The organism is Corynebacterium lipophilum, assembly GCF_024102595.1.
Classification (GTDB): Bacteria; Actinomycetota; Actinomycetes; order Mycobacteriales; family Mycobacteriaceae; genus Corynebacterium; species Corynebacterium pseudogenitalium.
The window spans coordinates 34562-48384 of the sequence record NZ_JAEUWV010000016.1; the positions used below are offsets into that span (position 1 = coordinate 34562).

Annotated in this window: 8 protein-coding genes; 5 read left to right on the top strand and 3 right to left on the bottom strand. The window is 61.0% G+C overall.

The annotated features are described in order from the left end of the window. Window positions 1-13 precede the first annotated feature (13 nt). Genes ppgS through JMN37_RS09315 form a run of 3 tightly spaced genes read left to right on the top strand, consistent with a single transcriptional unit; the run spans window position 14 to window position 1759 of the window. Window positions 14-697, top strand: a complete 684-nt coding sequence (gene ppgS, locus JMN37_RS09305) for a polyprenyl-phospho-N-acetylgalactosaminyl synthase PpgS (protein WP_070975203.1) — start codon at window positions 14-16, stop codon at window positions 695-697. Next, entirely contained in the window at window positions 694-1035 is a 342-nt protein-coding gene (locus JMN37_RS09310) for a DUF2304 domain-containing protein (protein WP_070477332.1), read from the top strand. Before ppgS ends, JMN37_RS09310 begins: the two co-directional genes overlap by 4 nt. Continuing rightward, the gene (locus tag JMN37_RS09315; protein WP_246814886.1) at window positions 1028-1759 is read left to right on the top strand and encodes a DsbA family protein; all 732 of its coding nucleotides are present in this window, start codon (window positions 1028-1030) and stop codon (window positions 1757-1759) included. The genes JMN37_RS09310 and JMN37_RS09315 overlap by 8 nt, the downstream gene beginning before the upstream one ends. Window positions 1760-1766: 7 nt before the next feature. Here the strand turns inward: JMN37_RS09315 and JMN37_RS09320 are convergent, their stop codons facing one another. Next, a complete protein-coding gene (locus tag JMN37_RS09320) occupies window positions 1767-2579 on the bottom strand; it encodes a GDSL-type esterase/lipase family protein (RefSeq protein ID WP_070363231.1) in 813 nt (270 codons plus the stop codon). Between the two features lie 67 nt (window positions 2580-2646). On the opposite strand from JMN37_RS09320, the gene JMN37_RS09325 reads away from it, so the two are divergent. Both JMN37_RS09325 and JMN37_RS09330 read left to right on the top strand, forming a co-directional pair. Next, complete coding sequence (locus tag JMN37_RS09325) at window positions 2647-4194, top strand: AMP-binding protein (RefSeq protein ID WP_252931928.1); 1548 nt, start codon at window positions 2647-2649, stop codon at window positions 4192-4194. Window positions 4195-4491: 297 nt separating this feature from the next. Further along, window positions 4492-5151 carry a hypothetical protein gene (locus tag JMN37_RS09330; RefSeq protein ID WP_070477328.1) on the top strand — a complete coding sequence of 220 codons (660 nt, stop codon included), beginning with the start codon at window positions 4492-4494 and terminating at the stop codon, window positions 5149-5151. Between the two features lie 14 nt (window positions 5152-5165). On the opposite strand, the gene JMN37_RS09335 is transcribed toward JMN37_RS09330, so the two are convergent. Next, entirely contained in the window at window positions 5166-6728 is a 1563-nt protein-coding gene (locus JMN37_RS09335; protein WP_083433258.1) for an alkaline phosphatase, read from the bottom strand. 204 nt (window positions 6729-6932) lie between these two features. Next, on the bottom strand, window positions 6933-13151 hold the full coding sequence (locus JMN37_RS09340; protein ID WP_252931931.1) for a G5 domain-containing protein: 6219 nt from the start codon (window positions 13149-13151) through the stop codon (window positions 6933-6935). Window positions 13152-13823: the final 672 nt, after the last annotated feature.

Genomic DNA, 13823 nt, shown 5'->3' on the forward strand with positions numbered 1-13823 from the left:
CATCTGCGTCAACATGAATGACGACACTTGGCTCATCATCCCCTGCTATAACGAGGGCCCCGTTATCCAGCAGGTTATTGAGCATGCGCGGGCTACGTTCCCGAACATCGTGGCCGTCAACGACGGCTCCCGCGACAATTCGGCCGACGCCATCCGCGCCGCCGGGGCCCACTTGGTCAATCACCCGGTGAACCTGGGCCAAGGCGCTGCGATCCAGACCGGGGTGGAGTACGCGCGGGCCCAGCCGGGTGCGAAGTACTTTGTCACCTTCGACGCCGACGGTCAGCACCAAGTCAAGGACGTGCTGCGCATGGTGCAACGCCTGCGCACGGAGCCGCTCGACATCGTGGTGGGCACCCGCTTCGCCGGCCAAGACACCTCGCAGGTGCCATGGATCAAGCGCGTGGTGCTGCGCACGGTGGTGATGCTCTCGCCGCGCACTCGTCGCCTCGGGCTGAGCGACGCCCACAACGGCCTACGCGCCTTCAACCTCAAAGTGGCCAACGAGATGAACCTGCGGATGAACGGGATGTCGCACGCATCCGAGATCGTCGCCCTGATCGACCAGCGCAAGTGGCGCGTCGCCGAGGAACCAGTGGAGATCCTGTACACCGAGTACTCGATGAGCAAGGGCCAGTCGCTGATCAACGGGGTCAACATCCTGGCCGACAACATCGTGGCAGGGAGGCTCCCATGATCCAATTCGCGCTGATCTGCGCCACCGTCCTGTTAGCGCTCTACTTTTTTGCTAACCGCCGAAAGGCGAACGCGAAAGCGTGGGTGAAGATCGGCTTCGGCGCGATGTTCATCGCCGCCATCTGGGCGATCCTGCGCCCCGACGACGTCACCATCCTTGCCAACTGGTTGGGTGTTGCCCGCGGCACGGACCTGATGCTGTACGTGCTGATCATCGCGTTCTTCTTCACCACCATCTCGACCTGGACCCGGTTCCGTGAGCAGGAGCTGCGCTACGCTCGTTTGGCGCGGGCGGTAGCATTACAAAACGCAGAACAACCAAAGGAGCACCATGAGTGATACCAAGATCCCACCACTGATGTGGGCATTTACGGCAGTATTGGCGGTCGGCACCGGGGTGGGTGGCTACGTCATCGGCGCAAACTCCGCGACACCCGCCACGGAGACCGCCCAGACTGCACCGTCTCAGGCCGCCGAAGAGCCTGCCGCCGAACCGACTATGAACGAGGCCGCCGCCGAGATCGAGCGCCGCGACGCCAACGACCCAATGGCCCTCGGCGATGTCGACGCCCCCGTCGTCCTCTCCGAGTTCTCCGACTGGGACTGCCCATTCTGCATCAAGGCCAACGTTGAGATCATGCCGCAGATCATCAAGAACTACGTCGATGAGGGCAAGGTGCGCATCGAGTTCAACGACTTCGTAGTTAACGGCCAGGCCGCCGTCGAAGCAGCCCGCGCCGGCCGCGCTGCCGCCGACCAAGGCAAATTCTTCGAGTACCAGGACGCCTACATGGCAGAGGCCATCAAGGCCAAAGGCCACCCCGACTTCGACATGGAGGACTTCGTCCGCTTCGCTGAAGCCGCAGGCATGCCGGACATGGAGAAGTTCAAGGCCGACGCCGCCAGCGACAAGTACGACGCCGCCCTGCAGGACGCCAACAACCTAGCGCAGCGTGCAGGCTTTAACTCCACCCCGTCCTTCCTGGTCAATGGCCAGGAAATCATCGGCGCGCAGCCTTACGAGGCCTTCGAGCAGGCCATCGAGGACGCGCTGGCCAAGTAGCTAGTTTCTAGGAATGCGCGATGACGTCCGCGACGTGGGCGTGGCCGCGCTGGTTCACGTGCAGCGGCATGTTGCGTGGCGAAGGGCCGAAATCGACCAGCCCGGCCCACATCCGGATGTGGTCCGGGGCACACATGTTGTTGTTCCACGTGGACGGCTTCAGGTCCAAAAATTCGACACCCGCTGCGCGCGCCAGGTCCACCTGCATCCACTGCGCGGTGTCCTCCCACGCTTGCACGAAGGGCATCGGGGTGGCGTCGTGCATGTTGTTGCCCAGCTGAAACAGGCACACGCGGTCGCCCTGCGTGATCTTCGGGTAGCCGACAATCTGGATGCGCGCGTTCGGCGCCGCCGCCCGGATACGGTTCACCTGCGGCACCATCGCGTCGACGAAGGCGCGACGCACCTGCTCCGGGGACCGGCCGCCGGTCGAATAGGTGTCATTGAAGCCGGTCGAGATGATGACGCGGGCCGTTGCCGGGTTCAGGGCGCGGTCGCGCAACGCGCGGTCAACCTGCAGGGAGAAATAGGGGCCAACGCGAGTTGAAACGGTGCCGGCACAGGAGTAGTCCATTGCCCGCAACCCGAGGCGCGCAGCCGCCTGCTTGCCCCAATTCCTCGCACCGGTTGGGCACCAGACCTTCGCATCCGAGGAGCCTTGTGGCGTGGCGCCGATTTTTCCTGCCGCCCAGTCGTGGACTGTTGGGTCGGCAATGACTGAATCGCCGAAAACCACCATGTTACGCGGCTGCGCGGTGGCCTGCGCTGGCACAATGGCCAGCGCGGTCGCGACGATCGCCGCCGTCAACTTACGAAACACAAGTGCACTTCTTTCACATCTACAACAAGAACTACGCCTACTTTGCCAGATGTCATAGAATAGAGCAATGTTTCTCCGCTTTCTCAGGGCCACCCACCGCGCCGGAATGATCAGCCTCGGCAACAGCCCGAAAGCAGCGCTAGGGGTTATACCAAATCTGCTCCGCTTCCATTTCACCACCGCCCGCGCCATCGAACAGGGCTACCTCGCCGCCCCCGAGCGCACCGCCCTTATCGACGACGCCGGCCTCCTCACCTACCGCGACCTCCGCACCCAAGCGCGCAACGTCGCCAGCTGGGTCCTCAGCGTCACCGATCAGCCGCGCATCGGCGTCATCGCCCGCAACGGACGCGGCATCATCCTGCCGCTGGGCGCCAAAGGCTACACCGGCGGCTCCATCTTCCTCCTCAACGTCGGCTCCTCCACCGAACAGCTCCGCGGGTGTATCGAGGAAAACGACATCAACGTCCTCTTCACCGACGACGAGTTCCTGCCCCGCATCCCAGACATGGGCACCGCCATGGTGGTAGTTGACGAGGCGAAGTTGGCGTCGATAAGTATGGGTGGCGGCGACGCCGCGCTGCCGCTGTTCCCGAAGCACGGCGACATCGTGCTCATGAGCTCGGGCACCTCCGGCATCCCCAAAGGCATCCTGCGCGCCGAGCCCGGCCTCCCCATCGTCGCCGCCGGCTACCTCGAAGCCATCCCGTTTCGCGCCGGCGACACCGTGCAGATGACTGCCTCCATGTTCCACACCTGGGGCTGGTCCGCGCTCAACATCACACTCGGGGTCGGCGGCACCATCGTTACGCAGCGTGTCTTCGACCCTGCCAACGCCTTCCGCCAACTCGAGCACTTCCGTTGTGACGGCCTCATCTCCTCCCCTATCTTCCTCAAACACATGCTTGACCTCGAGGAGGACTACGACACCTCGCGGCTGCGCTTCATCGGCACCGCCGGCAACGCCCTGACCCCACTGCTCGCCGAGCGACTCATCGACCGTTTTGGCCCCATCGTCGCCAACATTTACGGCTCCACCGAACTCGCCCTCGCCGCAGCCGCCGACGCCACCACCGTCGCCAATGACCCGACCTGCGTCGGCCGCGTCCCACCCGGCACCACCCTGCGCATCTACGACGACGCAGGCCGCGAAGTCCCCACCGGCACCGTCGGGCGCATCTTCCTCAACAACGAAACCGCCCTGCGCGGCTACACCAACCCCGACACGCCCATAGTCACTATCGACGGCCTCATCGAAATGGGCGACCTCGGGTACTTCGACAACCAGGGCCTCCTGCACGTCGTGTCCCGCAGCGACGACATGATCATCGTCGGCGGCGAAAACGTCCACCCCCAATCCGTCGCAGCAGTCCTCGAGCGCATGCCAGGTATCGACGACCTCTACGTCGGCAGCGTCGACGACCCCGACACGTTCAAACGCGTCGCCACCTGGATCGTCCGCGCTGACGATCCAGACGGCCAGGCGCTGACGGCTGCCAGCGTCCAGGGCTGGGTCCGCGACCACCTCGCCGAGCATTCCGTTCCGCGCGACGTCCACTTCGTCGACGCGCTCCCCCGCAACGCCACCGGCAAAGTGGTGCCGCGGGAGTTGTAGCGGGCATTCGGCGCGCGGGTTAGCACGTAGCAGCCTCACATGAGACGCACCAAAACGTTCCGGTCGAGGTCTTAGAAGCGTGCGATGCTAGTCGCCGAAAATCAGCCAGGCGACGCGAAAATGGGCGACCTGCGTTGCACTCCTTGAACACCTCGACCGGAGCGAGAACCGCCCGGAGACCAGCCGCAAACCACCCCCACCTACCCCCGAATTCCCACGTTAACGCTGTCGCAACATGCGGTGTCGGAAACTAAACACGTACGCCCAGTACACCCACTCGACCTCAAGGAGGACACCATGAAACGTATCGTTACCTGCGCTGCTGCCACCGCGATCGCGCTCGGCACCATTGCCGCACCCGCCCACGCCGCGACGGTGAACGTGAAGGACAAGGACGGCATGTGCACTGTGCAGCTCTCTGCCGACGAGCAGCGCTTCGTTGTCTCCTGGTTCGAAGCGTCGAAGGCGATTGGGCTGCATGAGCAGGCACGCGACTTCGTGGCCGCCGTGGATACTGCTTACCCGGACGCCACGAAGCGCCCAACCAAGCTCGCCGAGAAGTACGCCGAGGCACAGAAGACGGTGAAGGAGACGAAGCCGACGAAGGAACGCACGCTCGAGGGCATCGACCCGGCCAAGCGCCAGGTCGGTCCGGAGATGAAGCGCGCTGAGGTGCCGTTTGGCGTCGAGAAGAGTGATGAGGCGCTGTATAAGGCGTGGGCCGCCACGCCAGCTGGGAAGGTCGCCGAGAAGCAGGCAATGCTTGACGACGCCGACTCCGCCGCGGCCGCTGCCTGCGCGAAAGGCGCTCAGGCGGATGTTGCGTACCCGACGGCGGAGCCAGAGCTGAACGTGGCGGCGATTGTTGGTGGCGTGATCGCGGCGGTGCTCGCGATCATTGGCCTGATTGCCGCGTTGCCGAAGCTCGGCGTGAAGTTGCCGATGCTTCCTATGTAGACAGGTAGTAGCTGCTAGAACTTAGGCAGCTGCGTGCGCAGGTTGTCCACCAGGGATGGTGCTGCCTGTGCGATCACAGCCAGCAGACCGGCGACTCCGAGGATGGACAGGATGGCGATGAGCCACGGGGAGTCGGCGGAGGAGCCGTCGGCAGGCTTCTTGTTGTCTGCTGGCTTTTCGCCGTTCCACCACTTGTCCAGGGTGAGGCGGGCGACGGTGGTGTTGTCGATGTAGGAGCCGCGGATCTTATCCGTGTGCTTCGTGGACTCTTCGTAGATGTCGTCGGAGCCTGCGCCCTTGTACCAGAAGCCGACGAGCTGGTTGGTGTGGTTGTCGGAGTTGTAGGTGTGCTCCGGCTTGGCACCCTTTTCGCCGCTGAGCTCGCTGTACTTGGATGGGTCCTGCGGGCCTGCGAGGTAGCCGGTTTCGTGGTCGGCGGTGACGATGAGCAGGGTGTCCTCCCAGGAGGAGTTCTCCTCGACCCACTTTTCGACGGCCTCTACCGCGTCAAAGAAGTCGATGGTCTCCTCGATGGAGCGGCCGATGGTGTTGGCGTGGCCGGTCCAGTCGATGGCGCCGCCTTCAATCATGAGGTGGAAGCCGTCTTCGTCCTGGTTGAGGGTGTTCAGGGCGCCGAGCGACATGGTGGCCAGGGTTGGCACGCCCTTGTTGAACTCGGTCAGGTACGGGCCGACGTTTGCCTTGTCTTCGCCATCGGAACCGTCGCGGCCCTGCTGCAGCGTGTTGGCCACGGGTGCGAGACCGAAGATCTTCTTGGCGTCCTTGTTGGCTGCCTTGGCGAGGGACTCGAAGTCCGCCTGGTCGGTGACGAGGCTCCAGTCGGTTTCGCCGTTGGCGACCTTGTTATAGGTCTCCTCGGTGATGTACTTGGGGTTGAACTTGCCGGTTTTTTGGGCGTTGTCGTCGTAGAGCGGGTGGCCGGCGCCCATGATGACGGACAGTGGGCTGTCGGGCCCGAGCATTTCGTCGGCGAGCTGGGTGTAGTTGCTGCGGTTCTCGTTGTGGCCGCCCCAGCCTGCCGGGGTGGCGTGGTTGAACGGCACGGAGGACACGACGCCGGCGGCCTTGCCCTGCTTCACGGCGCGCTGGGAGGTGTTCTCCAGTTTCTCACCCTTGTGGTCGACGCCGATCTTGCCGTTGTCCGTCTTGACGCCGGTGCCCATGGCGGTGGCGGCTGCGGCGGAGTCGGTGAAGTTCTTGTTGATCCAGTCGCGGTCGCTCCACGCCTTGATTTCGTCGTACTCGTTGCCGTACTGGAAGGTGGTCATGGAGGTGTGCTTCCAGCCCTTGTCCTCCTGCTCGAAGGCTTGGACTGGTTTGCCGTCGACGTTGGAGATGCTGTTGATGCTGTTGTCACCGTTGAGCATCCACTTGGACTGGCCGGTCTGCCAGAGGTTGGCTGCGGCGACATGGTTGTAGCCCATGCCGTCGCCGACCATGTAGATGATGTTCTTCGGTGCCTTTGGTTCAGCGGCGTCTGCAGGCGTTGCGACGACAGCGAGCGCCACCACTGCGGACGTTGCTGCAGCGGCGACACGTGGGTTGGTAAAAGCCATGAGAATCCTTCACAGAATCAGTGTTTGATGTTGCTCGCCGGGTTGGCGACGTATCGATTCTGCGAAAGCAATGTGAGTTTCCGGAGACATTCCGGTTATGGTTGGCGCAATTTTGGGTGAACGCTGAGCAAACCCTCCAAGTGCGCGGAACGCCAAAAGGCGCCACCCGGTGTGGGTGGCGCCTTTCATTCGGCTCTGCGCGGTTTACTTCTGCTCAGAAGAACCAGGCTTGGCGTTGTCGGCAGGCGTGTCGCCCTTCGACGAGCCGAGGATGGTCAGGCCGTTATTGAAGCCGTCCTCCTCACAGGCCTGGGCGATCAGAACACCCAGCATGCTGACCGCGGCAATCGTGCCAAGCGCGATACCCAGCGGGCGCAGCTGCTCGCCGTAGCCAGCGAACTGACGGTTCACGGCGTCTGCCTTCGCACGCAACTCACGGACCCACTCCGGGTCTTCGTGGCGACGACCCTGCTGACCGTGGCCCCAGTCATGCTTTGGCATGGACTCCTGGAAGCGGGCGTTCAGCTCAGCACCAGCCTGCTGCAGCTGCGGGCCGAACGCTTCGTTCACGCCGTAGCCGATACCAGCAAGCAGACCGATTGGCAGCAGCCACAGCAGCGGACTGTTGACCGCGAACGCGTTCGCAGCGCAGCGCTTCGCCTTCTCGGACGAGGCGTTGGCGCCTGGCTCTGCAGGAGTCGAAGGCTCGTTCGGATTCGAAGGCTCGCTCGGGTCAGTCGGGTTCTTCTTCGTGCCGACCTTGATGATCAGCTTCTGCGGAGCAACCTCGACGACACTGCCGTCTTCCTTATGGATGCGCTGACCAGGCTTACCCGGCTGCACAACCTCGTGCTTGCCCGATTCGAGGTTCGGGTCCTCAACGACCTCGTAGTCGTAGGCGACCTCCTCAGTCCAGCTGGTGCCCGCCGGTGGCTTGGTGCCAACGCGAACAACGCGCTCAACTGGCTTCTCCACCATCTCGGCGACGGGGCTGCCGTCGACAACCTTGATGGTGTAGCGGCCGTCCTTACCCGCAACGTCTTCGACTTCCTCGCCTGGCTTCAGGCTCGGGTCGTAGACAATCCGGGTGGTGTAGCGGACCTTGATGTCTAGCTCGCCACCAGGCGTCGGCTGCTCAGGCTGATCCGGGTTCTCCGGGTCAGTCGGGTCGGCCGGCTTCTTGGTGCCGATGAGGATGACGTGATCTTGCTTCTCTACGAGCGTTTCTTCGGTGCCGTCAGACTTGTGGTGAACCAGGCCAGGCTTGCCTTCCTGCTCAACCTTGTGCTTTCCGGCCTCAATGGTCGGGTCGAACTTGACCTTCACCTCGAACGGGATCCGCTCCTTCCACTCCTGACCAGCCGGCGGCTTGGTGCCAACACGGACGATGCGCTGGACCGGCTCCTTGGTCGTCTTCACGGAAGGCTGACCCTTTTCGACGGTCACCTCAACCTTGCCGTCTTCACCCTTCTGATCCTCGACTTCCTCGCCTGGTTCAAGCGTCTCGTCGTAGATGATCTTCGTGGTGAACGGAAGCTTGACTTCCTTTGCTTCAATCGACGGTTCCGGATCAGTCGGCGTCTTCTTCGTACCAACGCGGATGATCTGCTTGACCGGCTCCTTGGTGCGCTCAGTGGTGACCTTTGGATCCCCGGAAGGCTTACCATCGACGATCTTCTGGGTGGAGGTCTCAACATCTTCACCAAGCTCGCCCTGCTGGTCAACCTTTTGCGTGCCGTACTCAAGGGTGTCGTCGAGGATGACCTCGGTCTCGAACGGAACCGGCTTCTTCACCCGGTTGATCAGATCTCCGTCCTTGAGACCCGGACCGTACTCGATGATCTCCTTGACCGGATCCTTGGTCTGCTTCTCTTCAGGCTTCACGGAAGCCTGGTCGCCCTTTGCGGTGAAGTCAGCCGTGTAGGTTGTCTCACCCGGCTTGCCCTTCTGGACGACCTTGATCTCGCCCGGCTTCAGCGCCAAGTTCGGACGGGTCTCAACGTCGAACGGAAGCGGCGCCTTCCAGGTGACCTTCTTGGTGACCTCAGGCGCTTCGGCTGGCTTGGTGCCGACCTTGATCACCTGGTCAACCGGCTTTTCGGTGATCTCCTCGGAAACCTTCGGGTCACCTGGCTTGGAGTTGGTGATGTCGCGTTCGATCGTCACCTTCTTCTTACCCGGCTTACCTTCAGTGACCGTCTCAGAGGTGCCAGCAGGCAGGTTCGGATCGAACTCGATCTTCACACCGAATGGAACTGGAGACTCCACGGTCTCGGTAGTAGAACCGGTGGTCTTAGTGCCAACGCGGATCTTGGCGTTCTTCGGCGCCTTGGTCTGCTCAGTGGTCACGGTCGGCTCGCCGTCCGGCTTACCGTCCTTGATCTTCTGAGTCGAGGTAACCACCTCGGTGCCCAGTTCGCCCTGCTCATCGACGACCTGCTCACCCTCCTTAAGGGTGTTGTCGAAGACAATCTCGGTCTCGAACGGAACCGGTTTCTCGGTCTTGGTCACCACAGAGGTGTCCTCGGCCGCAGGACCGTACTCGATGATCTGGCTAACCGGATCCTTGGTCTGCTTCTCCTCAGGGGTCACAGTTGCCTGTTCACCCTTGGCAGAGAAGTCAGCGGTGTAGGTCTTTTCGCCTGGCGCGCCCTTCTGGACGACCTTGATCTCACCCGGCTTCAACTCCGGGTTCGGACGGGTCTCAACGTCGAACGGAACCTGAGCAGTCCAGGTGACCTTTTCGGAGGTCTCGGACGGCTTGGTGCCGACGGTGATGACCTCGTCAACAGGCTTCTTGGTGATCTCCTCAGTGATCTGCGGATCGCCCGGCTTGGAGTTGGTGATGTCACGCTTGATCGTCACCGTCTTCTCGCCTGGTTCACCCTTGGTGGTCACCTTGGACTCACCGGCAGGCATGTTCGGGTCGTACTTAACGACGACCTTGTACGGAGCCTCAGCCTTGTAAGTCTCGGTGTTCTCACCGGTGGTCTTGGTACCGATGCGGATCTTGGCCTTCTTCGGGGCCTTCGTCTGCTCGATGTTGATGCTCGGCTCGCCGTCCGGCTTGCCGTCCTTGATCTTCTGGGTGGAGGTAATCGTCTGCTCACCCGGGACACCCTCATCGTCGACAACCTGCTTGCCGGACTCGAGGGTGTCGTCGTAGACGTACTCGATCTCGAACGGGACCTCTTGAGTCTTCTTGCTGGTCAGTTCCTGATCAGGGATGCCCGGGCCAACCTCGATGATGCGAGTGACCGGTTCCTTGGTGGTTTCATCCTCAGCAACCTGTGCCTTAGCGCCCTTGGAGGTGAACTTAGCGGTGTAGGTCTTTTCGCCCTTCTCGCCTTCCTGGACAACATTCATCTCACCAGGCTTGAGCTCCGGGTTCTCGCGAACCTCGGTCGGGTACGGAATCGGGAACGTCCACTTGACGTCCTTGGCGCTCTCGGCAGGCTTGGTGCCGATGAGGACAACCTCGTTGACCGGTGCCTTGGTCTGCTCCCAAGTACCGTCCTTGTGCATCTTCGCTGCGCCTGGCTCGCCCTTGGTTTCAACCTTGTACTCGCCAGCAGGGATGGAGTCGTCATACTTGTACTCGACCTTGAACGGTTCCTCACGCTCCGGAACGTCGATGACGTTGACCGTCGCAGTGGTGTTGTCCTTCGAGCCGTCCTCGTAGGTCACGATGATCGGAACATCGATCTTGTCACCCGGCTTCGCGGTCTCCGGAGCTGTGGAGATGACGTTGCCCTTGTCATCCAGGCCGACGATCCAGTCGCCATTTGCCGTCTTCACCTTGTACGTCGGGTTACCGAACTCGTTGTTCTCACCTGTGGCCTCGAGGCCCTTCGGATCAATCGTGAACGGCTTGTCCGGATGAAGGTTGATCTCTGCAGGCTTCTCGACGCCAATCGGCGAGGTCGCCGTACCACCCGGGTAGACCGTCTGCGACGGAACAACCGGCTCAGACTCCCAGTTGTTGGTCAGCTTCACCACGGTGGTAACCGGTGTCTGAGTCGTCAAACCACCCGGGGCGTTAACCGTTACCGTGACGGTGTTCTTGTCGCCTGGCTTGGCATCCGCCGGCGGGGTGGAGGAAACTTCACCGGTCTTCGGGTCGACCGTGTACTTCCAGCCGTTGACTTCCTGAGAAAGAACCGGCTTGCCATTCTTGGTTCCGAAGGAGAACTTGGAGCCGTCCGGCGTGTCCGCAACCTGGTGCTTCACTTCCTGGCCCGGAGCAGTGACCTGAACGTTGTAGTTCGCCTCAAGGTCTCCCTTGATGACGACGACAGTGCCGACAACCGTCTGCGGTTTCTGCTTGCCTTCATCGCTGTAATGAGCCTTAACCGGAACGTTCAGGATGTCGCCTTCCTGCGCACCCTTCGGAATCGTGGTCGTGATCTCGCCAGTCTTCTCGTCAACGTAGACGGTCCAGGTCTTGCCATCCTTGCTGGTCAGGGTGGTCTGGTTGGTGCCGTCCTCGAAGGTGTAGCGCGTCGGGGCCTCGTCGTTCGTGTTACCGCTCAGGCCGCGCTCTGGGATCTCAGGAGTAAGGCTGACGCTCGCATTTGGCTGACCTGTCACCGTGTCGTAGGTCGGGATCTTGATGTCCACGATCGCCTGGAACTGAGTCTCGATCTCATCCGTGGTCTGGTCTGGGTAGGTCGCTTTGACCTTCGGGGTGATGACGGTCCCCGGTGCAACAGAGTCATCCGCCTTTGCGGTGACCTTGCCTGTCTCATCGACGGTAACAGTCCAGCCCTCAGGAACAGTGGATTGGTCGATCTCAAACTTGGCCGGGTGGACTGGCTTGTGGCCCTTCATGATGGACTTGGTGCCCACCTGAGCGGTAAGATCCTCACCGATTTTGCCCTTGGTCAGGCCTGGGCGTACCAGGTCGGTGACCTGGGTGTTGTTCGGGTCAACGACCACCATGAGTTGGAGTACGTCTGTGGAGCCGTTCGAGTACTCGACAGTGATTTTTGGCTGCGCAAAGCTACCCGGCTTCGGGTTCTCCGGAGCGGTGACGGTGACGTTGTAGTCGTCGTCCATCTCGACGGTCCAGCCGTCGAAAATGTACTTCTCGTCAAGCTCGACCTTGGCCTCGTACCCCTTTTCACCCTTCTTCTTCGCCAGGTCCTTAATCAGGTCAGGGGTCTGGGTGAAGGTGACCTTCTGCGGCTCGGTAGCCAGCGGACCGGTCGCGCTATCAACGCCGGAGATGATCGAAGCATCCGTTTTGTCGTACTTCGGAGAGTGGTACTCCGTGTCATCCAAGGAGAAGGCCTTGGAGTCGATGACGTTCGCCTTGTTGTAACGGGTCAGCGAATTGGAGCTGTCGAAGACTTGAGTGGTGCCAAACTCATTGTTGTTCTCACCAGCGGCCTGGAGCTGGTCCACGCTACGCGGCTTTGCCAGAACGGAGAAATTCACGTTCTTGTCAGTTGCCAGGTCGGTTCCACGGTACTCAGGCCAGGTGAAGTAGATCTCTCCGGTCGCTTCGTCGATACGCAGGAGCTGCTTACCACCGGACGACGCTGGGTCCGTGGTGCCGATGAACTTGCCGTTGCCGTCGTAGGCCTCCACGACCATGCGGCCCATGGAGTCATCCGTGCCACCGTTGGCCACATCCGGAATGTTAATCTTACCGACCTTGGTTTCATCACCAGGGACGATGACGTGCTGTCCGAAATCCTCCCACGACACCGTGATCGGGTTACATTCGATGTTCTCGCTCGGCCAGGGGTTTACGACAGCCGTGAAAGTTGCACTTGAACCCTGGGTGGCCTTGGGGCCATTAGGATTGTCCTTCGTGTAGTTACTCTGCCACGCATAACGTACCGGGTTCGCGGCAGTGGCCTCAGCGAACTGCTTGACTTTCGCGTCGGTCAATTTCGCAGTGAGGTTCAGGTTTCGTTGTTGCCTAGAAGCGGTAATAGCGAGGTTTTCGTCAGCCTTGTCAGTGACATTGTTACCAAGAAAGGTCTGACCGGCTCCCATAGAGGGAACCTGTCCAGTATCGAGAACTGCCCCCAACAGCCCTGAATTGGTAAAGCTCCAATCAGCGAACGTGCGGTCCTTCGAGTTATCGAAGGAGACACTCAAGCCCCACCGGGTTTTCGAGGGGCTGCTCCCGCTTGGTTCCAGGGTGTTCCAGCTGAAACCAGCCTGACTGCCATCCGGCTCGACACTTTCGATAACACACGAGCCGGCCGGCAGGTCGGAGGCCTTCTGGGCGTCCTTCTCCACCGCGCCGGACTTCTCGCGGATACCGCCGGACATGGTGGCGGCCACAGCGTGCGGCGCCAGCGGGCCAGGGGCGACGACGCTCAAGCCTCCGAGTGCGAGCGCGATCGCGGATGTCGCCGCGATGCCAGTAGACGTTGACTTACGTAAACGCCGAGATGATTCGGCCATTAATTTACTCCTCATAATTGCTTCAGAAGAAACTGATAAAAACAACCAGCTTCCTGAATCTGGTGTAAAAGTGCCACTGACATGGTATTTCCAGCAGTAGATAGCTATCTATTCTAGTGAATAGGTATAACGGATGTCGATATAGAATTCACAGCACCCCCACCGCGAACGTCCATGAAACCAGAAAAACACCCCGCGTATTCGCATTTTCCGTACGGGCGGGGGTGCGTTTATTTTTCTCGCCAGACTGGCATCTGCAGTGGTGGAAACAGGGAGTGAGCAAAGAGAGCGGCGATACATGGGCGAGACCTACCACACACCAGAAAGCACGCTAAATGTGCCCTATACCTATGAATATAAGTCACGCTAAGGTTTCGTAGCAGGGCACGCTGTCGCTGACCGGTTCGACTGCAAAAGGTTCCCGGTTCCGCGAACTATTTTGGTCCCGGCCCAGGCTTTCTGCGCTTTCTCGTAACGTTTTACCAAGTCGTCGAAGTGGTCATCTGAAATAATTCCAACGAACGCGCTGGTACGGGAGACGATGGGGGTTAAGCGACAAAATGTGTGCTTTTTTGGATATGGATTCCAGGTCCTGCCTGGGCCTACGGCGGGACAGTGCTCGTTGAATCGGGATTCCCTGCCGTAGACCGGAAGGTCCACCACTTCAGGCGT